This is a genomic window from Rhizobium sp. SEMIA4064, from assembly GCF_003025035.1.
Lineage (GTDB): Bacteria > Pseudomonadota > Alphaproteobacteria > Rhizobiales > Rhizobiaceae > Rhizobium > Rhizobium paranaense.
In genome coordinates this window covers 281,372-302,883 of record NZ_PYJN01000013.1, presented here as the reverse complement: position 1 = coordinate 302,883, position 21,512 = coordinate 281,372, and the positions used below count along the sequence as shown (strand labels likewise).

Sequence of the window (21,512 nt, the reverse complement as noted above, 5' to 3'; positions counted from 1 at the left end):
TTAAGACGGCACGGCTACGCGCGAGCAATCAAGGGAAGCGCGTTGCAACACGAAATGCAGCATGTCGAGCCGAGCAACCAAAGAACCCAGCACCAAGCAATTGAAAATATTGATGAAAGTGATGGTGCCCCCGGCAGGGTTCGAACCCGCGACCCCCTGATTACAAATCAGGTGCTCTACCAACTGAGCTACAAGGGCACATCGGCATGCCAAGTAGCAGATTTTGATTTCCTGTAAAGGGAAAATCGGCTGTTTGGCTTGGATACCGCAGATCGAAGCCCCTGAGGATTCACCAGTCTTTGCAAAACGGCTTGTCGCATAGGGGGAATATCATTACCTAGTATGATTATTCAAAGGACATTGCATGTCACGCGCTTTTCAATCCGTTTGTTTTCTTGCATCGACCGCGCCGGAGGCCCAATCGGCGCGAGAGGAATTGATTCGCCTTTATGGTCAGACGCCGCAGGAAGATGCGGATATCGTCGTTGCGCTCGGCGGCGATGGCTTCATGCTGCAGACGCTGCACAATACGATGAACTCCGGTAAGCGCGTCTATGGCATGAACCGCGGCTCGATCGGCTTCCTGATGAACGATTATCGTACGGAATGCCTGGCCGAACGCATCGAAGCGGCTGTTGAGAATGCTTTTCACCCGCTGCAGATGAGTACGCGCAACGCAGACGGCAGCACATCCGTCGCGCTTGCCATCAATGAGGTGTCGCTGTTTCGCCAGTCCTATCAGGCTGCCAAGCTGAAGGTCGAGATCGACGGCCATGTCCGTCTGCCGGAACTGATCTGCGATGGGTTGATGGTGACGACACCGGCTGGTTCCACCGCCTATAATCTCTCCGCTCACGGCCCTATCCTGCCGCTGGAGGCGCCGCTTCTCGCCATTACCCCCGTCAGCGCTTTCCGCCCCCGCCGCTGGCGCGGAGCACTGCTGCCCAACAAGGTGACGATCGACATCACTGTGCTGGAGTCGGAAAAACGCCCCGTCAATGCGGTAGCCGACAATACCGAAGTCAAATCGGTCATGAGCGTCAAGATCGCCCAGACCGAGGACACGACGGCACGCATTCTCTCCGATCCGGACCGATCATGGTCGGAGAGGATATTGGCGGAGCAGTTTTCGGATTGAGAACTGCCACACAGGCCTGTCTAGTAAGCCAGACGCAGGGAGCTATACAGATGGTGCTCAGCATCCGAAATGAAGAAGCGGATACGCTTGCCAGAGAACTGGCAAGGATCGACCAAACGACCGTGACGGATGCTGTCATCGTTGCGTTGAGAGAGGCGATCAATATGCGCCTGCGTCGGGAAGCACCAAGCGAGACTGCCCGCAAAATTCTCACTAAACGTGGTTTGTCTTTTGCGCCAAATCGGAAACCAGCGCCGCCTGAGGCTTATCACCAGCTTGATCACAATCTCAACGGTAACACACCGCTTCTGACATTTAACCAATTTTTGCTTGAGACGGATACCGACACTATACCTCGAGCATAGCCGTCCTACCTGGGCATCTGCGGACTCGCGAGCACTATTGTAGAGAGGTTCTGGAACGCGACCTTCCGATCAATTCCGAAGAACGTCCTTCAATGCCTCCGGAAATAGGAGCGTGTCTTCTTCGAGGCCTCTCCAAAGTCCATGTTCATCGTTGCCTTCGAGGTCCGGAAAGAATGTGCGGTCGTACAGCGTTTCGTCGACGAATCGGCACTCGACGAGCAACGCGATTTCGTGTCTGAGCACCCCACCAACGACGAAGAATGACTCAGTAACTCCCAGCGTGGCCAGAGGCTCTACGACTATGCCGATCTCTTCGCGAATCTCGCGCCCGGCCGCATCTGCGGCGGTCTCGTTGAACAAGATGCCGCCGCCGAGAGGGCGATGATAGACGAGATCGCGAGTGGAATCCCTCCCCTCAAATACTAAAAGGCACCCGGTGGTTGGATGCCGAATAATGGCGAGCGCGATGGCGCGGATATGCGGATCAGACATCGAGAACTCCCGGACGCATTGGCCGTCCCGCTCTCTAAAACCATCTCGTGACTGCCGTGTTATACGCAGCAAAAAGCCCCGTTTCCGGGGCTTTTCAACACTCTATCAGATTCTCTTCTTAATCGACGTCGTCCACCACCGCATCGGCCGCGCCGCTGATGCGGTGCGCGAGGGCGGCTTCCATGAACTCGTTGAGATCGCCGTCGAGAACATCGCCAGGGGCGGTGCTGGCAACGCCGGTGCGCAGGTCTTTTACGAGCTGATAAGGCTGCAGCACGTAAGAGCGGATCTGATGGCCCCAGCCGATATCGGTCTTCGAGGCGGCTTCGGCGTTCGCAGCTTCTTCCCGCTTCATCAATTCCGCTTCGTACATGCGGGCGCGCAGCATGTCCCAGGCCTTGGCACGGTTCTTGTGCTGCGAGCGTTCCTGCTGGCACTGCACGACGATGCCGGTCGGGATGTGCGTGATGCGCACCGCCGAGTCGGTCGTATTGACGTGCTGGCCGCCAGCACCGGACGAACGATAGGTATCGATGCGGCAGTCGCTCTCGTTGATCTCGATCTGGATCGAGTCGTCGACGACAGGATAGACCCAGATCGACGAGAAGGACGTATGACGGCGGGCGTTGCTGTCATAGGGCGAGATGCGAACGAGGCGGTGAACGCCCGATTCGGTCTTCAGCCAGCCATAGGCATTGTGGCCCTTGATCAAAAGGGTCGCCGATTTGATGCCGGCTTCTTCGCCGTCATGGACTTCAAGCAGTTCCACCTTGAAGCGCTGACGCTCGGCCCAGCGGGTATACATGCGCAGCAGCATGTTCGCCCAATCCTGGCTCTCGGTGCCGCCGGCGCCCGAATGAACTTCGAGATAGGTATCGTTGGAATCGGCCTCGCCGGAAAGCATGGCTTCCACCTGCCGACGGGCAGCTTCGGCCTTCAGAGCCTTCAGGGCGTCTTCCGCGTCGCGCACGACATCGGCATCGCCCTCTTCCTCGCCAAGCTCGATCAATTCGACATTGTCGGCAAGCTGCTGCTCAAGCGCGCGCACGCCGTTGATGCCGTCATCGAGCTGCTGGCGCTCGCGCATCAGCTTCTGCGCCTCGGTGGCATCGTTCCAGAGGGTCGGGTCCTCTGCCTTGTTATTCAACCAGTCCAGTCGTCTTACCGCCTGATCCCAGTCAAAGATGCCTCCTCAGCAGGCTTATGGCCTGCTTGGTTTCGTCGACTACATTCTCGATTTCCGCTCGCATATTCCTGCTTCTTTATTCGGCCGTTCGATGTGAACTGCGGTTCCATTCAAAGAGTGCTGGTGACATAGATATACATGCCGCGACTGTAAAGCCCCGCGGCATGATCATTGGACAAATCCGCTCAGATCAGAAGAGACCGCCCGCGCCTGATGTGACCGCCTGGTTGGCCTGCGGCGAGGTCTTCAGAATTTCCTCCGGCGCGACCTGCGCCGACGCATCGCCGCCGCCAATGACCGTATAGGTGGTCGCCGGGCCGGTACCGGGCTTGAAGGCTTCCATGATGGCATCGGGATCGCCGGGCTGCGCGGCCATGCCGGTTGCACGGTTGACGGCCATCATATTCATGCCAGCCGGAACCTGGAATTTCTCCGGCTGCTCATCCTTGGTAGCGGCCTGCATGAACTCGTTGAAGACCGGAGCGGCGATCGAGCCGCCGGTCGCGCCGCGGCCGAGTGTGCTCGGCGTGTCGTAACCGACATAAAGACCGGCGACGAGGCTCGGCGTAAAGCCGACGAACCAGGCATCCTTCTCGTCATTGGTCGTGCCGGTCTTGCCGGCGACATCGGTATTCAGCTTTATCTTGCCGGCGGCCGTACCGCGGATGACGACGCCCTGCATCATCGACGTGACCTGATAGGCAGTCATCGGATCGAGCACCTGTTCGCGATTGTCAGCGATGACAGGCTCATCTTGGTTCTGCCAATCGCTCACATTGCAGGAATCGCAGACGCGTTCCTCATGCTTGAAGATGGTCGCTCCGTAACGGTCCTGAATGCGGTCGATCAACGTCGGCTTGATCTGCTTGCCGCCATTGGCGATGACCGAATAGGCGGAAACCATGCGCAGCACCGTCGTCTCGCCGGCGCCGAGCGCCATGGCAAGAACCGGGTTCATACGGTCATAGATGCCGAAACGGTCGGCATATTCAGCGACCAGCGGCATGCCCATATCGGCGGCGAGACGCACCGTCATCAGGTTACGCGAATGTTCGATGGCAAAGCGCAGCGTATGGGCGCCACCGCCCTCGCCTTCGTAGTTTTCCGGCTTCCAAACCTGCCCGTTGCTGAGCGTGATCTCGAGGGGATCGTCGAGAATGACCGAAGCCGGCGTATAGCCATTATCCATGGCCGCGGCGTAGACGAAGGGCTTGAAGGAAGAGCCGGGCTGGCGTTTAGCCTGAGTGGCGCGGTTGAATTCCGATTGCGCATAGGAGAAGCCGCCGACCATGGCCAGCACACGGCCAGTATGCGGATCCATCACAACGAGGCCGCCCTGCACCTTCGGAGGCTGGCGCAGCCGATAGGCGCTCGAATCGGCATCGCCGGTCTTCTGAACGAAAATCACGTCACCGGGGCTCAGCACGCCACTCGGCGATTTCGCCGTCTTGCTGCCGCTGGCCGAGCGGTAAGCCCAACGCATGTCGGCGGCAGCGATCGTACCGCGCTTGCGATCATTCGCGACCTTGCCGGCGGCGTCGACACTCGGCTGCAGGCCGATATCGACCGTCTGGTCGGATACCGAGAGCACGACGGCCAACTGCCATTCCGGCACGTCACTCAAGGTGGGAACCTTGGCGAGTTCAGAACCCCAGTCCTGCGATGTCGTGATCTGCTTGATCGGGCCATGGAAGCCGCGGCGTTCGTCGTAGTCGACGAGACCATCCTGCAGCGCCTTGCGCGCTTCTATCTGCAACTGCGGATCCAGTGAGGTGCGGACCGAAAGTCCGCCTTCGAGGAGAGTCTTCTCGCCATATTGGTCGATCAACTGGCGGCGGACTTCTTCGGAAAAATAGTCAGAGGCGAAGAGCGACGGACCGCTCTTCGGCGGCGCGACGCCGAGCGGCTGCTTCTTGGCCTCTTCGCCGTCGCTCTGGCTGACATAGCCATTCTCGACCATACGGTCGATGACCCAGTTGCGGCGGGTCATCGCAGCTTCGGGGTGACGGAACGGATTGTAATTGGACGGGCCCTTGGGCAGTGAAGCGAGATAGGCCGATTCGGCAATGGTCAGTTCGTTGACCGACTTGTCGAAATAGGTGAGCGCCGCTCCGGCGATGCCATAGGAATTCAGGCCGAAATAGATCTCGTTCAGATAGAGCTCGAGGATCTTGTCCTTGCTATAGGCCTGTTCGATGCGGAAGGAGAGGATCGCTTCCTTGATCTTGCGATCGAACGTCTGGTCAGCCGAAAGCAGGAAATTCTTGGCGACCTGCTGGGTGATGGTCGATGCGCCGACAAAACGGCGGCCGGAACCGATATTCTGAAGGTTGACGGCGACGGCGCGCATCAGGCCGCCGACATCGACGCCCGGATGATTGTAGAAATTCTTGTCTTCAGCCGAGAGGAAAGCGGCCTTGACGCGATCGGGAATAGCCTGGATCGGCAGGAACAGCCGGTTCTCCCGCGAATATTCCTTCATCAGTGCACCGTTGCCCGCATGAATGCGGGTCGTCACCGGCGGCGCATATTTGGCAAGGACCTCGTAGTCCGGCAGATCCTTGGAAACGACGCTCAGATAAATAGCTGCCGCAGCCGCCGCACCCAGGAACAGGATGCAGCCCAGCCCAAAGAAATATCCAATCAGTCTGACCATATGATGCTACCGGTGCTTCTTTTTCCTGCGGCGCATGTGCGAGACCATCGCACATTCACGGGCGTTTTGCACGCTCACGGCGTTAATGCAAGACGGCAACAGCACAAAGCCGTGCATGCCGACCGCGGTAAACTATACTTTGGTGTAAAGACGGGAATGTGAGCAAAATAGGGCCCACCGCCTGTATTCCTCACTTCATCCCCGCCCATTAGCAGCGTCTGTTACATGGAAGACACGAACGGCGCCCGCCATCCATGGTTTCAGCCGCCATTCGCAATGGTTGAAACGCGGTATTGCTTGACGGCGTCGGTCAGCCGATCCGCCAATTTCTGCCGCCAATCGAGATCGAGCAGAAGCTTCTCATCATCCTTGTTCGAGAGGAAGCCGAGCTCGAGGAGAATAGAGGGAACATCCGGCGCCTGCAGCACGCGGAAGCCGGCATGGCGATGCGGATTGTTGATCATGGAGATCTGGCCGTTGAACGAGCTCAGCACATCCTGCGCCAGCGAGATGGAAAACGCCTGCGTCTCGCGCCGTGTCAGGTCCATCAGAATATCGGCGACGGCGGCGGGCTGCACCTGCGTCTCGGCGCCGGCGAGCTGGTCGGAATTGTTTTCTCGGTCGGCGACTTCACTGGCAAGCTTGTCGGAGGCCTTGTCCGAGATCGTATAGACCGTGGCGCCTCGGATATCCTTCTGCTTCAGCGTGTCAGCATGCAGCGAGATGAATAATGACGCATGATTCTGCCGGGCGATGGTCACCCGCTGCGACAGCGACAGATATTCATCATTGTCGCGCGTCAGAAAGGCTTTGATGCCCGGCTGGGCGTTCAGCTTGTCAGCCAGAAGCTTGGCGAAGGCGAGCGTGATATCCTTTTCCTGCGTGACGCCATCGCTGGCGGTCGCGCCGGCGTCGATACCGCCGTGACCCGCGTCGACAGCCACCAGGAAGGTGCTTGGATCAGGTTTTTCGATCGGCGCCACCGGACCGACATCCTTTGCGGTGTCATCGTTGGTCCAGCTTTGCTGCTTGATAAGATCGGCGAATTGCCCGGCAGGCAGCATCTCGGCATCGAGGACGAGGCGATGCCCCTTGCCGTTCTCGTCGGGCTGCACCTTGGCCATGACCAGCTTCACCGGCTTGGTCGCCGTCAGCACGATGCGGGCGCTATCCTCTTCCATGGTGCCGTAGCGGATATCCTTGAAGAGGCCGATCGGCTTCAGATCGGCAGCCGGGAAGCCGAAAGCGGTTGCCGGAAGATCGACGATGATACGTACGGGGTTATCGAGATAGTGAACCGAGAACGTCGGCTCACGATCCATATCGATGACGATGCGGGTGCGGGCATCGTCGCCGGCGATGCGTGCGCCATAGGCGAGCAACGGGTCGGCTGCGGCCAAAGTCGCAGCAAGCGGCGAAAGAATCGGAAGCGCCATCACTGCGAGGGCCACCGCTGCAATTCGCAAAGCCCTCACGCCATTCTCCGTCGCATGCCGCAATCCCTTTAACAACTGTCCATCGCGCCCCATATTGGTTTGAACGTTGTTTTTGAAGTCCAAAAATAACGGGAAAACCACGAATGACGCGATAGTGCTGATGTGATGGCGTGCCGGGAGAAGAATCGGAAACGCCGTCCCCGCACCTTCATCATACGACGAATCCATCAATATTATGGCACACTTGGCTTTCCCCTTGCTATTGTGACAGATAAAACATACAACGCATATTAGGGTAGAAGTGTTGACGGGATAGAGTCGCCGCAAAGGCAGCCGCCTCGAGTACTAGGCGCCATAAGCGGCCGTCATCCGCCGTCTCCAGTACTTCTGCTCCCTATACTGGATATCTGAATTTCCGGTTTTGCGCGGGAAATTCATCGGTGGAGAGCCACCAAACGCTCTTTAGAGAGCACATTCATCGGACCCGTTCGTTGGGTCTAAGGCATTGTCGATCTCGCTTGGTTACGGATGGTACCGCAGCAGCTTTTTCAGGAAGTGAACAGACCCCGGGGAACTAACGTCCCGGCTGCTGTCTGGCTGCTGTCACTGTCATCGCAAAACAACCAATCGCGACTTTCATTATCCGGTGCAGCAATGGCGGAGTGCAACCAGCCTGTTCTAGCGACAGGTCGGCGCCTTTCCGCATGCCGGCGCCGAGGAGCACAGCTTACATGGCAGACAAAATGCTTATCGATGCGTCTCACGAGGAAGAGACGCGTGTCGTTGTGGTTCGTGGGAACCGCATAGAAGAATTTGACTTCGAGTCGCAGCACAAGAAGCAAATCCGCGGCAACATCTATCTCGCCAAGGTGACGAGGGTTGAGCCCTCGCTGCAGGCGGCTTTTGTGGATTACGGCGGCAACCGCCACGGCTTCCTGGCCTTTGCCGAAATCCATCCCGACTACTACCAGATCCCGCTCGCCGACCGGCAGGCGCTCTTGAAGGCGGAAGCCGAAGAGCATCGCCGCGACGATGATGTCGAACATGTCGAAACGGCGCTCGATCTTTCCCAGCAGGAACAGCCCGACATCGGCATCGTCCACAAGGACGAGGCTGAAGCAGAACCCGCTGTAGCGGAAGAAGCTGCTGCCTCCGAGGTAGCCGCTCCCGCTGCCGAAGAAGCTCCGGCAAAGAAGGCCAAGCCGCGCCGCAGCCGCAAGAAGGTTGTCGCGGAAGCGCCGGCCGACGAGGCATCTGCGCCCGAAGCGATCGCAACGGTCGATGCGCCCAGCGAAGATGAAGAAGGACCGTCCGGCGAAATGGCCGCGATGGTCGAAAGCGATTCGATCTCCGAGGATGTCGATGTTTCCAAGCGCCGTCATGACGATGACGACGACGATGATCACGACCAGGAAGAAGAAGTGATCGAATCCGTCGGCGCCGAAGACGCGATGGAAGAGGTTCCGGACCGCACGCAGCGTAAGCCGCGCAAGCAATATCGCATCCAGGAAGTCATCAAGCGTCGGCAGATTCTGCTGGTGCAGGTCGCCAAGGAAGAGCGCGGCAACAAGGGCGCAGCGCTGACCACCTATCTTTCGCTCGCAGGCCGCTACTCGGTTCTGATGCCGAACACGGCGCGCGGCGGCGGCATTTCCCGCAAGATCACCAATCCGCAGGACCGCAAGCGCCTGAAGGAAATCGCCAAGATGCTCGAAGTGCCGCAGGGCATGGGCGTCATCCTTCGCACCGCCGGCGCCAACCGCACCAAGGTCGAAGTCAAGCGCGACTTCGAATATCTGATGCGCCTGTGGGAAAACGTCCGCACGCTGACGCTCGCTTCGACCGCGCCTTGCCTCGTCTACGAAGAAGGCAGCCTGATCAAGCGCTCGATCCGCGACCTCTACAATAAGGATATCGGCGAGATCATCGTTGCCGGCGAAGAAGGCTATCGTGAAGCGAAAGACTTCATGAAGATGCTGATGCCGAGTCATGCCAAGGTGGTTCAGCCCTATCGCGACATCCATCCGATCTTCTCGCGCTCCGGCATCGAAGCGCAGCTTGACCGCATGCTGCAGCCGCAGGTGACGCTGCGTTCCGGCGGCTACCTGATCATGAACCAGACGGAAGCTCTGGTTTCGATCGATGTCAACTCCGGCCGCTCGACGCGCGAGCATTCGATCGAAGACACCGCGCTGCAGACCAATCTGGAAGCGGCGGAAGAAATCGCCCGCCAGCTTCGCCTGCGCGACCTTGCCGGCCTGATCGTCATCGACTTCATCGACATGGAAGAAAAGCGCAACAACCGCGCTGTCGAGAAGAAGCTGAAGGAATGCCTGAAGAACGACCGGGCTCGCATCCAGGTTGGCCGCATCTCGCATTTCGGCCTGCTGGAGATGTCGCGCCAGCGCATCCGCGCCTCGGTTCTCGAAAGCACGACGCAGATCTGCTCGCATTGCGGCGGCACCGGCCATGTGCGCTCGCAGTCTTCCGTTGCGCTGCATGTTCTGCGCGGCATCGAGGAATATCTGCTGAAGAACACGACGCACGACATCACCGTGCGGACGACGCCGGACATTGCGCTTTACCTGCTCAACCACAAGCGCCAGACGATCGTCGACTACGAAAACCGTTTCGGCGTCGCCATCGTCATCGGTGCGGACAACGCCGTCGGTACGCAGCATTTCGCGATCGACCGCGGCGAGCCGGTGGAAAATCCGGTCAAGATCGAATCCCTGTTCAACTTCGCCGCCATTCCGGAAGACGAGGACGATGATATCGTCATCGAGGCCGATGAGGACGAAGATGAAGAGCTCGAGGAAAAGGCCGCTGCTGTCGAACAGCAGCCCACCGCCCGCTCCGAGAACAATGAAGGTGGCCGCAAGCGCAAGCGTCGCCGTCGCCGTCGTGGCCGTGGCGGTGACGCCCAGGCTGCTTCCGAGTCAGGCGATGCGTCCAGCGAAGATGGTGACGAAGAGGCGGATGAGGGCGAAGAGGATGAGGCAAGCGGCAGCAGTGAAGCTGCGGCCGCGTCCAGCGATGATGGCCAGCAGAAGCGCAAGCGCCGTCGCCGCGGCAAGCGTGGCGGGCGTCGCAATCGCGACGGCGAAGGCAATGAATTGGCAGCCGGCAGTGAAGCCGGTTCCGACGAAGGCGCTGACGATGAGGATGACGGCGAAAACGATGTCGCAGTGACCGTCGCTGACATCGCAGTCGCCGAAGGTGAAGCGGCCGTCGAAAGCCAGCCGGCTATGGCGGCTGTCGAAACCGCAGCCGTCGTCGCCGAAGACGTGAAGCCCGCCAAGAGCCGTAGCCGCCGCAAACCGAAGGCTGAAGCATCGCCTGTCGAAGCGCCGATCGCCGAAGAGGCGCCCGTAGCCGAAGCCGAAACAGTTGCCGAAGTCGTCGGCGATCTCGACAAGGCCGCCGAACCGGTAGCGGCTGCCGAACCCGAAGCGGTCGAGGCAGCAGCCAAGCCGGCTCGCGCCAACCGCGAGTCGAACGTCTCCTCCTCCGAGCCGGTGGTCAAGTCCACCCGCACCAGCGAGGGCGGCGATGGTGATGGCGAGCCGACCAAGCCGAAGAAGGCCGGTTGGTGGCAGCGCCGCGGCTTCTTCTGAACGCTGCTGTTCGGAACGAAATAACAAAATCCGGCCGTGGTAACGCGGCCGGATTTTTGTTTGGGAAGACCGCAGGCTGGTATGGTCGACGACCGGTATTTCTCTTCCGTCGTTTATCCTTCTCGCGAGTTTCGGTGCTCACACCCGCCCTCGTCCTTCGAGGGTCGCTTTGCTCCCGCCTCAGGATGAGGGCTAACCCTTCGCATCCGACCGCGAGTTATCCTTTGCTTTACGGTGCTTTACAGCAAGTCGTGAAGCCGGCTCCGCCTCATCCTGAGGCGGGAGCGAAGCGACCCTCGAAGGACGGGGCGGCCCGGTTCGGTCGCCCTCGAACCTTGTCCACAACTCTCCAAAATACTTTCAAAACCCGCCGCAAACCTCTGATCTAAGAGTCTATTTCAACCACGCCGCCATGCGCTCCACTGCTTCCTCGATCTCTGCGTTCGAGCCGGCATAGGAGATACGCATCACGCGGTGCCCCTCGATCGGATCGAAATCGAGGCCCGGTGTGGCGGCAACGTTGATTTCGGCCAGCATCTTACGGGCGAAAGCCATGCTGTCGTTGGTAAAACGGCTGACATCGACATAGGCGTAGAAAGCGCCGTCCATCGGCGAAGCGATGGAGAAGCCGATTTCGGGCAGACGGCGCATCAGGAAATCGCGGTTGCGGCGATAGCTTTCGCGGTAGACGTCCAGTTCTGCCCCTGCCCCAAGCGCTGCGGTGGCGGCGATCTGCGAGAGTTCCGGCGCTGAAATATAAAGGCTCTGGGCGACGCGCTCGATCGGACGCACCAGGCGCCCCGGCAGCACCATCCAGCCGATGCGCCAGCCAGTCATGCAATAATATTTCGAGAAGGAATTGATGACGATCGCCTCGTCGGTTAGCTCCAGCGCGCTCGTCTCCTCGCCGACGAAAGTCAGTCCGTGATAGATCTCGTCGGAGATGAAGGCGATCGAACGGTCGGCGCAATAGTCGGCGAGCGCCTTCAGCGCCGCCCTACCGGTCACCGTGCCGGTCGGGTTGGCAGGGCTTGCAAGCAACACGCCCTTCAGCCGCTTGCCGCTCGCTGCTTGCGCCGCCTCCAGGCTTTCGGGCGTCAGCGTGAATTGCGTCTCGGCGGTCACAGGCACTTCGACGACATCAAGCCCGAGAGCGGCAAGAATATTGCGATAGGCAGGATAGCCGGGCCTTGCGATGGCGACGCTGTCGCCGGGGTCGAATAGCGTCAGAAAGGCAAGATTGAAGCCGGCGGACGAACCGGTGGTGATCGCGATCCGCATGGGATCGATGGTCAGCCCATGACGAGCAAGGTAATGACCGGCAAGCGCTTGCTTCAGCGCCAGCGTGCCAAGTGCCTCCGTGTAACCGATGCGACCGTGACCTAGTGCCGTGCGCGCTGCCTCAAGGGCTGCCTGCGGCGCGGGATGCGACGGCTGACCGACCGCCATCGAGATGACGGCATGTCCCGCCTGACGCCGACGCGTTGCCTCCGCCAGCACATCCATGGCGTGGAAGGGTTCGACATCACTGCGTTTGGATAAGGAAAACAAGGTCAATTCTTTCTCGGATCGGATTGGAGCCAGACAATTGCCGTAATATTAGCGTGTTCACAATCCCGCGATTGCGGCTTTGTCGTGAAAATTCCTGTTTCTGGAAATACACATGCACCGTAAATTGCCGAAACACATTTGTGGATTTTAACCTCGCGGTGATATCCCGAACCGGACGATGAGTCTCAGCACCTACTTAAACGAGGACCCGATGACCCTTTTTTCCAAAACCCTGCTGGCGGCTTCAGCGATCGCCATTGCCGCGTCGCTCGCCATGGTCCAGCCCGCCGCCGCGCTGGATGACCAGCAGAAAAAGGAATTCGGAGAGTTCATCAAGGAATATCTCGTCGCGCATCCGGAAGTTCTCTTGGACGCACAGGCGGCACTTGAGAAGAAGCAGGATGAGCAGCGCATCGCTCAGTCCGCCCAGGCTGTCGCCCAAAACAAGGATGCCATCTTCAATTCCAAGGATGACGTCACGATCGGCAATCCGAAGGGCGATGTCACCGTCGTCGAGTTCTTCGATTATAATTGCACCTATTGCCGCCATGCACTCCCCGACATGGACGCGCTGCTGAAGCAAGACTCAAACGTGCGTTTCGTGCTGAAGGAATTCCCGATCCTCGGACCGGATTCGGTTGCCGCGGCTAGGGTCTCCGACGCTTTCCGCAAGCTGGCGCCGGAAAAATATGCCGAATTCCATCATACGCTGCTTGGCAGCGACGGCCGCGCCTCGGAAGACAGCGCCATGGAAGTTGCGACCTCGCTTGGCGTCACCGAAGCGGCAATCCGCGCCGAAATGGCCAAGAGCCCGAACAATGATTCGGTCAAGGCCACGTACCAACTCGCCTCCGATCTCAACGTCACCGGCACGCCGGCCTATGTCATCGGCAACGAGACAATCTCCGGCGCGATCGGCCTCGAGGCCATTCAGCAGAAGATCTCCAATGTCCGCAGTTGCGGCAAGACCACCTGCTAAATAGTGGCGATCACTGAGGCGCGCATCTTTCCGGACGCGTAAGGGACACAGTGGCGCTTCGGAAGCTGCACAAGCCTTTTCGAAGCCGAACCGATTTTGGGGTTATGCGTAAAATCGCCAAAATCCGGGCGTTTCCACACCTAGACACGCGCAACCTACGTCCTGGGGGCTTTCCTATAGGCCCTCGGGAGTCTATAGGTTGCGCTGCACTTTGACGGAACCTCTGATGGCGCAAACCATTTTTGTCCTGAATGGACCCAATTTGAATGCCCTCGGCAAGCGCGAGCCGGGCATCTATGGCGGCAAGACGCTCAAGGATATCGAAGCCGACTGCAAAACCGTGGGCGAAAGCCTTGGCTTTGTGATCGACTTTCGGCAGAGCAACCATGAAGGCGTGCTTGTCGATTGGATGCACGAAGCGGCAGACGTCGCTGCCGGCATCGCGATAAACCCCGGCGCCTATGGCCATACGTCGATCGCGCTTCATGACGCGATCCGCGCCATTTCCATTCCGGTGGTGGAGGTTCACATCTCCAATATCCACGCACGCGAAGAATTCCGGCACAAATCGATGATCGCGCCCGCCGCCAAGGGCATGATCTGCGGTTTTGGACCCTACAGTTACATCCTGGCGCTGCACGCGCTGAAATCCATCACCCAATAACAAGAATACAGGGCAAAACATCCATGGCTGATAAGAAAATGGGTATCGACCAGGCGCTGATCCGCGACCTCGCCAATATTCTCAATGAGACCGATCTGACCGAGATCGAAGTCGAGCAGGAAGATCTGCGCATCCGCGTATCGCGCGCCGGCACGACTCAATATGTTCAGGCACCGATCGCAGCACCTGCCTATGCCGCAGCAGCTCCTGTCGCCGCCGCTCCCGCTGCAGCCGCCGCGCCTGCCGGCAAGTCGCGCAATCCGGATAACGTCGTCAGCGCACCGATGGTGGGTACGGTCTACATGGCACCCGCTCCAGGCGCTGCCGCTTTCATCGAGATCGGCGCCTCCGTCAAGGAAGGCCAGACGCTGCTCATCATCGAAGCGATGAAGACGATGAACCAGATTCCCGCGCCAAAGTCCGGTATTGTGACCGAAATCCTCATTCAGGACGGACGCCCGGTCGAATACGGCGAAGCCCTGGTCGTCATCGAGTAAACCCTATGCCCATGATTTCGAAGATTCTCATAGCCAATCGCGGAGAGATCGCCCTTCGTGTGCTGCGCGCCTGCAAGGAGCTCGGCATTGCGAGTGTTGCGGTGCATTCGACCGCCGACGCCGACGCTATGCATGTGCGCCTGGCGGATGAAAGCGTGTGCATCGGCCCGCCGCCGTCGCGCGAAAGCTATCTCAACATCCACCAGATCGTCGCGGCCTGCGAGATCACCGGTGCCGACGCCGTTCATCCGGGCTATGGGTTCCTGTCGGAGAACGCCAAGTTCGCCGACATTCTCGAAGCACATGGCATCACCTTCATCGGCCCGACGGCGGATCATATCCGCATCATGGGCGACAAGATCACCGCCAAGACGACTGCGCAGCAGCTCGGTATTCCCGTCGTTCCCGGCTCGGACGGCGAAGTGAAGACCGAGGCGGACGCGCTGAGGACCGCCAAGGAAATCGGCTATCCCGTGCTGATCAAGGCAACCGCTGGCGGCGGCGGACGCGGCATGAAAGTGGCACGTACGGAAGCGGATGTCCTCGAAGCCTGGTCGACGGCACGCACCGAAGCCGCAGCCGCCTTCGGCAATGAATCCGTCTATATGGAAAAATATCTCGGCAAGCCGCGCCACATCGAAATCCAGGTGTTCGGCGATGGCGAAGGCAATGCCGTGCATCTCGGAGAGCGCGACTGCTCGCTGCAGCGCCGCCACCAGAAGGTCTGGGAAGAAGCCAATTCACCGGCGCTCAACGTCGAGCAACGCATGAAGATCGGCCAGATCTGCGCCGACGCCATGAGGAAGCTCAAGTATCGCGGCGCCGGCACGATCGAGTTCCTCTATGAAAACGGCGAGTTCTATTTCATCGAAATGAACACCCGCCTGCAGGTCGAGCATCCGGTCACGGAAGCGATCACCGGCATCGATCTCGTGCATGAGCAGATTCGCGTCGCCTCGGGCGGCGGTCTTTCCGTGACACAAGAGGACGTGCATTTCCACGGCCACGCCATCGAATGCCGCATCAATGCCGAGGACGCACGCACTTTCGTGCCCTCCCCCGGTACGATCACGCATTTCCATGCGCCGGGTGGCCTTGGCGTGCGCATCGATTCTGGCGCCTATCAGGGCTACAGAATTCCGCCCTACTACGACAGCCTGATCGGCAAGCTGATCGTGCATGGCCGCACCCGCGTCGAATGCATGATGCGCCTGCGCCGCGCGCTCGATGAGTTCGTGGTCGATGGCATCAAAACCACTCTGCCTCTGTTCCAGGATCTGGTTTCCAATCAGGATATCGCCAATGGCGACTATGATATCCATTGGCTGGAAGACTATCTGGCGAAAGGCTCGGCTTGACCTATGGCAGGACCGCGCGGCAGAAATCCGGGCATTACTCCTGAGATTCTGCTGCGCGCCTATTCCATCGGTCTCTTCCCGATGGCGGAATCGGCTGACGATCCGGAAATCTTCTGGGTCGAACCGGAACTGCGCGGCGTGCTGCCGCTCAACACCTTCCACGTTTCGAAAAGCCTGGCGAAGACCATCCGCCACAAGCCCTTCGATATCAGGTTCAACACGGATTTCGACGCGGTCATTGCCGCCTGTGCCGAGCAGACCAGCGGTCGGCCAAGCACCTGGATCAACAAGACCATCAAGTCGCTCTATTCGACCCTGAACCATATCGGCCACGCCCACTCCGTCGAGGCCTGGGAGGGTAGCAAACTGGTTGGCGGGCTCTACGGCGTATCGCTGGGTTCGGCCTTCTTCGGGGAGAGCATGTTCTCACGCCGCACGGACGCCTCGAAGATCTGTCTCGTCTATCTCGTCGAGCGCCTCAAGCAGCGTGGCTTCACTCTCCTCGATACTCAATTCACCACCGAGCATTTGAGGACATTCGGCGCAATCGACGTGCCGAAGGATCAATATGCCAGGATGCTTGAGAAAGCGATGGAATCGCCCAATCTGAGCTTCACCGGCAGTTGAGAACCCCCATACATACATTGATTTAAATCAAGAATCCGCTACGTTCGGCACAACAGCCGGGGGTAGTATCTTGAAAAAATATCTTGCAATCGTATTTCTCGCCGCATTGGCCGCAACGCAGGCCAACGCCAAATCCTTTCACGACATGTTCGGCACCGACGCTCCGGAGAGCGGCAGAGGAGCCGTGCTGAAGACCATCGATTTTCAGCAGGGACCGATCAAATTGCCCGGCGCCGACGCGATGCTGAATGTCTCTGACCAGCTCTACTATCTCAATCCGGAAGATACGCGCAAAGTGCTGGTTCAGCTCTGGGGTAATCCGGCCAGCGCGGCCGAAGGTACGCTCGGCATGATCTTCCCAGCGAAATATGCGCCGATTGATCCGCGCACCTGGGGTGCGGTCGTCGAATATGATGGCAGCGGCCATGTCTCCGACGATGACGCCGCGTCGACAGACTATAACGCCCTGCTGAAGCAAATCCAGGATGGGATCAAGGAACAAAATCCCGAACGCGAGCAGCAAGGCTACGCTCCGATCACTCTGGTCGGCTGGGCCGAGCCGCCGCACTACGACAAGGCGACCCATGCGCTTCACTGGGCCCGCGACCTTGTCTTCGGCAAGGACACCAATGGTCTGCATACGCTGAACTATTCGGTGCGCGTGCTCGGTCGCGAAGGCGTCATGGAACTCGATTTCGTGGCCGGCCTCAACCAGTTGCAAGACATCAACAATGCCATCCCGAATGTCATCAACGCCGTGCAATATGACAGCGGCAAGCGCTATGCCGACTTTGTCAACGGCGACAAGATCGCTGCCTACAGCATGGCGGGTATGATCGCCGCCGGCGCCGGCGTGAAGATCGCCGCAAAGCTCGGCTTCCTGGCGGTCGTCCTCGGCTTCTTCAAGAGCTTCGGCGTAGCGCTGCTGGCGTTGAAAAAAGGGCTGATCGTCGTTGTCGCCGGGATTGCTGCCATAGGGCGAAAGATCCTTGGTGCGTTTCGCCGGGATAAAAGTACCGACGCCTGAGAACGGCTCCGGCCGTCTGGCGCGCGCTGAAAGCGCCATAGGCTTTCCGGGGCGCCAACGGCTTCAAATCCGCGTTTTTATCTGCTAATGCTCGCCTGAAGAGCGTTGGTGCATCGAGGTTCCACTTTGCCGTCGTAAATACCGGTCTCATCCAGTTTCACCCTGTATGTCAGGCCAGCGTCATCGCTGCCGGACGTATGATCATGTTCATCGGGTGGTGGCCTGAGACCGGTTTGGCATTGTTGAAATGCGCCATGCGCAGCCATTGCTGTCTCAGTTCTTCAGCCGTCCGAAACATCGCCACGCCGCGCCCGTAGTGGGCTTGTCTTACCGCCAACTTGGTGAACTTCCGAACGGAAGACCAAGACGGTATGTGCAATATTCTCCAGGTCCGATGGACCATCAATCCTCGAACTGCCCCTCAGCCATGGATCGCCTGCAGCGGATGCGGATGCCTCAAGCCTTTTAAGTCGAGCGGCAGGGTCCGGCTCAACGCCAACGGCAAGAAGCTCGATGCCTGGCTCGTCTATAAATGCGTGGATTGCGATAAGACATGGAACCGAACGCTCTTTGAGCGTCAGGCGATTCGTGATCTCAATCCTCTTGTTCTGGAAGCACTGCAGGGCAACGATCCCGACTGGATACGGGCCTGGGAATTCGATCTCAACGGGCTGCGGCGCAAGGCTCAACGCGTCGACGAATTTGCCGATGCAGATATCGAGAAAGAGGCGTTGAACGAACCGGATGGCTGGACGATGCTGGAAATTGGTCTGGCGGTTGCGCTTCCTTTCAACTCCCGCCTCGACCGCTTGCTTGCGTCCGAACTCAGCATCTCACGCTCCCGGCTACAGGCGCTGAACCACGGCGCAAAACTTCTGATCCATCCGGATCGCGCCGATGCCATGCGGCGAAGGATCAAAGACGGCTCGCGCATCGTCATCGATCTCTCCGACGACACCGACCGGCATTCGATTTGGAAAGTAGCTGCTTTGGGCAGGAAGGACGGCTGAGCGGATTGCCACAGGATTGCTCGCGACGGTGTTGCCTTCGTGAGCCAATCTTGCCGCTTTGCGATATTTGGAGAGAAGCGTTTTACTTGGCGCCGGCGCTGTCCGGCGGCGGGATATCCGACTTCTGCTTGCACTCTTTCAGCCAGACGTCATAGATCGGATGTTCGACGGCGTTGAGGCCTGGGCTGTCGGCAAACATCCAGCCGGTGAAGATGCGGCGGATGCGGCGGTCGAGGGTGATCTCGTCCACCTCGACGAAACCGTCGACCTTCTGCTGCTCGGTATCGTCACGCGAATAGCAGGCCTTCGGCGTCACCTGCAGCGCGCCGAACTGCACGGTCTCGTTGATGTAGACATCGAACGTGGTGATGCGGCCGGTGATCTTGTCGAGGCCGGAGAAAACGGCGACGGGGTTGGAGATGCGGGCAGCCTCTGCAGACGGCGGCAAGACAGCGCCCGCAGCAAGGGCAAGCGCCACTCCCGATATCGCACGCAAAGAAGCGCTCCGCGTGAAAAACGTCATATCCGCCAATCTCCGCTTGGTCTCGGTCAAAGCGCCGAGCACGAGCCGGCATGTTCTGCGCCAAGAGCGGATCAGCGTTCCCTGGAATCGCTTTCCCCGCTCTATCTTTTTGTTTTTTTACGCATTCCGGACGGAAAACCGCTTCGCACTTTTCCTGGAACTACTCTAAAGGCCAATTGTGGCCAAAGGACGGGCCGGCCTTCCGTGCTCAGTTGCCCGGCGTCCAGGCGTCGTAGTCGCCGGTCACGCGCGGACGTTCGCCGGCAACGGCCAACGAGCCCGGCGGGCGATAGGCCTGCGGCGAGCCAGTCGGATTGGCGCGATGCGCCTTCTGCCATTCCTTGGCAACGTAGTTGTCCTTGGTCGGCGGAACGTCGGTGCGGTGGTGCATCCAGCCGTGCCAGCCCGGAGGAATGGCGGAAGCTTCGGCATAACCCTTGTAGATCACCCAGCGCTTCGGAAGACCGTAGGACGACGTGCCGCCCTCATAGTAGACATTGCCGAATTCATCCTCGCCGACGCGCTTGCCGAACCGCCAGGTCGCAAAGCGGGTGCCCATCGTCTGACCATTCCACCAGGTGAAGGTTTGTACGAGTAAATTCCACATGTCTTTTCCTTATGCCCGCTGGGAGTGCGTGCGAAACCAGAATTCGATCCCTCGCTTATGCCGCCACTATGCCGCCTTGTCCAGTGATTCCAGCGGGAAAAGCGGTCATTTCAAAGCCATCTTGAAGCCAAGATGGCTCGGCTTGAAACCCAATCTCTCATAGAAGCGATGGGCATCCTTGCGAAGAGCATTCGACGTCAGTTGCACCAACCGCATGCCGCGGCTTTTTGCCTCGGCAATGCAAAAATTGATCATCGCGGCACCAATCCCCTGTCCGCGCAGATCCGAGCGCGTCTGAACCGCCTCGATGATCATCGAGGAAGAACCGCGGCCGGTCAGCGATGTCGTGATCATGGTCTGGAATGTACCGACGACCTCGCCGCGGAACTCGGCGACATAGAGTGTTTGATCTGGCGAGGATTGGATCGTGCGAAAGGCGCGGAGGTAGTCTTCATATGCGGCGGGATCGGTCGTGTCGCCGTGACCGCCGAGAGCATCGGCGGCGAAGAGGGCGATCAAGGAAGGAAGGTCAGCTTCTCTGGCTGCGCGGATAAGTAGATCTTGTGGCGGCAATGTTTTCTACCTACGTCTAACTGAACGGCAACGCTGTGACTCTGGAAGGCCGTATGTCTGCGAGCGAAACACACTCATTTCAATACTTCATGCCCGAACTGCACCTAAAAACAGTCCTGCAAATATCCCTGATGGGGCTGCTTTTATTTTTGCTCGTAGTGCCAAACACCGACGCGGCATTTAAGCTTCTTTTAATTTTACTTTTGCTGCCTGTATCCTTCTATGTCGTTGTCGCGCTTCGAACAATAACCTCTCAATCCAATAGCGCGATCGTGACTATCGGCCCGGAAGGCATATTGGATAGCCGATTTGGGCTGGGTTTCATTCCGTGGTCCGCCATAGAGCACATCGATGTGGACGCACTGAAATTCGAGCCCAATTCTCCTAATGCGGAGATCCTCCGTTTCATCTCCCGTGGTACTCTGCGCCTCTTGGCCATGTCTGGACTGTATGGGAAATTGACAATTCCAAGCGATCTCAGCCTGTCCAAATATAGGGATAGGCGTAACATCAAGTTTTGGTTGCGCTCTGGCGTACACTTGGAGCAAACGACGCCTGCTGCGAGACTTCGGATAAAAGACAACAAAGACGGTACACAGCGCGTTTACATCGCGATGGCAAACCTTTCGGTTTCAAGGAAGGAACTTCTTGATCTCATGCTGGCGTTCCACAAGCAGTATGCGAGCGCTGCACCCGCCACGCCAGTTACGTAGTCAGCCGCTTCTCAAACACCAACGCCGGAATGCCCGACTGTCCCTGCCCCGCATTCTCGTTGCGGCCGACCTCGGTGAAGCCGTGGGCTTTGTAGAAGGCGATCGCTTCGGCGTTTTTGGGTTCGACGTCGAGGCGCATGACTTCGGCGTCCGGAAAGCAGGTTTCCAGCTCGGCGAAGATGTCGCGGCCGATGCCGTTGCGTTGCAGTGAGGGACGGACATAGAGCATATGTAGGAGAACGGTCTTGGTCATCTGCTCGGACATGACGGCATAACCCATGCCGCCGATATCCTCGCCATTGTCGGCGACCAGGAACTCCGATTGCCGCTTCGCCAACCGCGCCTTCAGCTTGGCCGGCGAGAGCAGAAACTCGATCAGTTCATCGACCTTCGCCGCGCCAAAGTGCCGGTCGTAAGCCGCATGCCAAGTCTCGACGAGAAGGTCGCGGACCTTCCCGAGATCCTTCTCGCCGGCCGTGCGGACGAAATACAC

21 protein-coding genes and 1 tRNA gene are annotated in these 21,512 nt (G+C 58.9%); 11 read left to right on the top strand and 11 right to left on the bottom strand.

Annotated features, from left to right (window positions below):
* Nucleotides 1–122: 122 nt before the first annotated feature.
* Nucleotides 123–198: transfer RNA gene (locus C9E91_RS07965), tRNA-Thr, on the bottom strand.
* Between the two features lie 166 nt (nucleotides 199–364).
* Between C9E91_RS07965 and C9E91_RS07960 the strand changes: the two genes are divergently transcribed.
* Nucleotides 365–1,138: an NAD kinase gene (locus C9E91_RS07960; protein ID WP_107107791.1), complete on the top strand. Its 774-nt coding sequence runs from the start codon at nucleotides 365–367 to the stop codon at nucleotides 1,136–1,138.
* 50 nt (nucleotides 1,139–1,188) lie between these two features.
* Nucleotides 1,189–1,503, top strand: coding sequence for a type II toxin-antitoxin system VapB family antitoxin (locus tag C9E91_RS07955; RefSeq protein ID WP_181316037.1), 315 nt, complete (start codon nucleotides 1,189–1,191; stop codon nucleotides 1,501–1,503).
* A gap of 69 nt (nucleotides 1,504–1,572) precedes the next feature.
* Here C9E91_RS07955 and C9E91_RS07950 read toward each other — a convergent pair whose 3' ends face one another.
* The 4 genes from C9E91_RS07950 to C9E91_RS07935 form a co-directional block, all read right to left on the bottom strand.
* A complete protein-coding gene (locus C9E91_RS07950) occupies nucleotides 1,573–1,995 on the bottom strand; it encodes an NUDIX domain-containing protein (RefSeq protein ID WP_107107790.1) in 423 nt (140 codons plus the stop codon).
* 118 nt (nucleotides 1,996–2,113) lie between these two features.
* Nucleotides 2,114–3,245, bottom strand: a protein-coding gene (prfB, locus tag C9E91_RS07945; protein ID WP_107107789.1) for a peptide chain release factor 2 whose coding sequence is annotated in 2 segments (ribosomal slippage) — nucleotides 2,114–3,175 and nucleotides 3,177–3,245 — 1,131 coding nt in all. Because the reading frame shifts where the segments join, the coding sequence is not laid out codon by codon here.
* 126 nt (nucleotides 3,246–3,371) lie between these two features.
* Nucleotides 3,372–5,837: a penicillin-binding protein 1A gene (locus C9E91_RS07940; RefSeq protein WP_107107788.1), complete on the bottom strand. Its 2,466-nt coding sequence runs from the start codon at nucleotides 5,835–5,837 to the stop codon at nucleotides 3,372–3,374.
* Between the two features lie 260 nt (nucleotides 5,838–6,097).
* Nucleotides 6,098–7,273, bottom strand: a complete 1,176-nt coding sequence (locus C9E91_RS07935) for an N-acetylmuramoyl-L-alanine amidase (protein WP_210318753.1) — start codon at nucleotides 7,271–7,273, stop codon at nucleotides 6,098–6,100.
* Between the two features lie 731 nt (nucleotides 7,274–8,004).
* Between C9E91_RS07935 and C9E91_RS07930 the strand changes: the two genes are divergently transcribed.
* Nucleotides 8,005–10,890, top strand: a complete 2,886-nt coding sequence (locus tag C9E91_RS07930) for an Rne/Rng family ribonuclease (protein WP_107107786.1) — start codon at nucleotides 8,005–8,007, stop codon at nucleotides 10,888–10,890.
* A 393-nt stretch (nucleotides 10,891–11,283) separates the two neighbouring features.
* Here C9E91_RS07930 and C9E91_RS07925 read toward each other — a convergent pair whose 3' ends face one another.
* Nucleotides 11,284–12,441 carry a pyridoxal phosphate-dependent aminotransferase gene (locus C9E91_RS07925; protein ID WP_107108124.1) on the bottom strand — a complete coding sequence of 386 codons (1,158 nt, stop codon included), beginning with the start codon at nucleotides 12,439–12,441 and terminating at the stop codon, nucleotides 11,284–11,286.
* Nucleotides 12,442–12,652: 211 nt separating this feature from the next.
* On the opposite strand from C9E91_RS07925, the gene C9E91_RS07920 reads away from it, so the two are divergent.
* From C9E91_RS07920 to C9E91_RS07895, 6 genes are all read left to right on the top strand, one after another.
* Nucleotides 12,653–13,420, top strand: a complete 768-nt coding sequence (locus tag C9E91_RS07920) for a DsbA family protein (RefSeq protein WP_107107785.1) — start codon at nucleotides 12,653–12,655, stop codon at nucleotides 13,418–13,420.
* A gap of 226 nt (nucleotides 13,421–13,646) precedes the next feature.
* A complete protein-coding gene (gene aroQ, locus C9E91_RS07915; RefSeq protein WP_107107784.1) occupies nucleotides 13,647–14,084 on the top strand; it encodes a type II 3-dehydroquinate dehydratase in 438 nt (145 codons plus the stop codon).
* A 23-nt stretch (nucleotides 14,085–14,107) separates the two neighbouring features.
* Nucleotides 14,108–14,581 carry an acetyl-CoA carboxylase biotin carboxyl carrier protein gene (gene accB, locus C9E91_RS07910; RefSeq protein WP_107107783.1) on the top strand — a complete coding sequence of 158 codons (474 nt, stop codon included), beginning with the start codon at nucleotides 14,108–14,110 and terminating at the stop codon, nucleotides 14,579–14,581.
* Between the two features lie 5 nt (nucleotides 14,582–14,586).
* Nucleotides 14,587–15,939: an acetyl-CoA carboxylase biotin carboxylase subunit gene (gene accC / locus C9E91_RS07905; protein ID WP_181316036.1), complete on the top strand. Its 1,353-nt coding sequence runs from the start codon at nucleotides 14,587–14,589 to the stop codon at nucleotides 15,937–15,939.
* 3 nt (nucleotides 15,940–15,942) lie between these two features.
* The gene (gene aat / locus C9E91_RS07900; protein ID WP_107107782.1) at nucleotides 15,943–16,566 is read left to right on the top strand and encodes a leucyl/phenylalanyl-tRNA--protein transferase; all 624 of its coding nucleotides are present in this window, start codon (nucleotides 15,943–15,945) and stop codon (nucleotides 16,564–16,566) included.
* Nucleotides 16,567–16,636: 70 nt separating this feature from the next.
* Nucleotides 16,637–17,593: a DUF2167 domain-containing protein gene (locus C9E91_RS07895; RefSeq protein WP_107107781.1), complete on the top strand. Its 957-nt coding sequence runs from the start codon at nucleotides 16,637–16,639 to the stop codon at nucleotides 17,591–17,593.
* 169 nt (nucleotides 17,594–17,762) lie between these two features.
* Here C9E91_RS07895 and C9E91_RS19765 read toward each other — a convergent pair whose 3' ends face one another.
* On the bottom strand, nucleotides 17,763–17,930 hold the full coding sequence (locus tag C9E91_RS19765) for a hypothetical protein (protein ID WP_181316035.1): 168 nt from the start codon (nucleotides 17,928–17,930) through the stop codon (nucleotides 17,763–17,765).
* Nucleotides 17,931–17,964: 34 nt separating this feature from the next.
* Between C9E91_RS19765 and C9E91_RS07890 the strand changes: the two genes are divergently transcribed.
* A complete protein-coding gene (locus C9E91_RS07890; protein WP_181316034.1) occupies nucleotides 17,965–18,603 on the top strand; it encodes a DUF1062 domain-containing protein in 639 nt (212 codons plus the stop codon).
* Nucleotides 18,604–18,685: 82 nt separating this feature from the next.
* On the opposite strand, the gene C9E91_RS07885 is transcribed toward C9E91_RS07890, so the two are convergent.
* The 3 genes from C9E91_RS07885 to C9E91_RS07875 form a co-directional block, all read right to left on the bottom strand.
* Nucleotides 18,686–19,126 (bottom strand): DUF2155 domain-containing protein, encoded by a 441-nt coding sequence (locus C9E91_RS07885; RefSeq protein WP_107107780.1) that lies wholly within the window; start codon nucleotides 19,124–19,126, stop codon nucleotides 18,686–18,688.
* A 208-nt stretch (nucleotides 19,127–19,334) separates the two neighbouring features.
* Nucleotides 19,335–19,733 (bottom strand): NADH:ubiquinone oxidoreductase subunit NDUFA12, encoded by a 399-nt coding sequence (locus C9E91_RS07880; protein ID WP_107107779.1) that lies wholly within the window; start codon nucleotides 19,731–19,733, stop codon nucleotides 19,335–19,337.
* Between the two features lie 105 nt (nucleotides 19,734–19,838).
* On the bottom strand, nucleotides 19,839–20,306 hold the full coding sequence (locus C9E91_RS07875) for a GNAT family N-acetyltransferase (protein WP_107107778.1): 468 nt from the start codon (nucleotides 20,304–20,306) through the stop codon (nucleotides 19,839–19,841).
* Between the two features lie 53 nt (nucleotides 20,307–20,359).
* On the opposite strand from C9E91_RS07875, the gene C9E91_RS07870 reads away from it, so the two are divergent.
* Nucleotides 20,360–21,019 (top strand): hypothetical protein, encoded by a 660-nt coding sequence (locus C9E91_RS07870; RefSeq protein ID WP_107107777.1) that lies wholly within the window; start codon nucleotides 20,360–20,362, stop codon nucleotides 21,017–21,019.
* Here the strand turns inward: C9E91_RS07870 and C9E91_RS07865 are convergent.
* Nucleotides 21,012–21,512 carry a GNAT family N-acetyltransferase gene (locus tag C9E91_RS07865; RefSeq protein ID WP_107107776.1) on the bottom strand — a complete coding sequence of 167 codons (501 nt, stop codon included), beginning with the start codon at nucleotides 21,510–21,512 and terminating at the stop codon, nucleotides 21,012–21,014. The genes C9E91_RS07870 and C9E91_RS07865 overlap by 8 nt on opposite strands.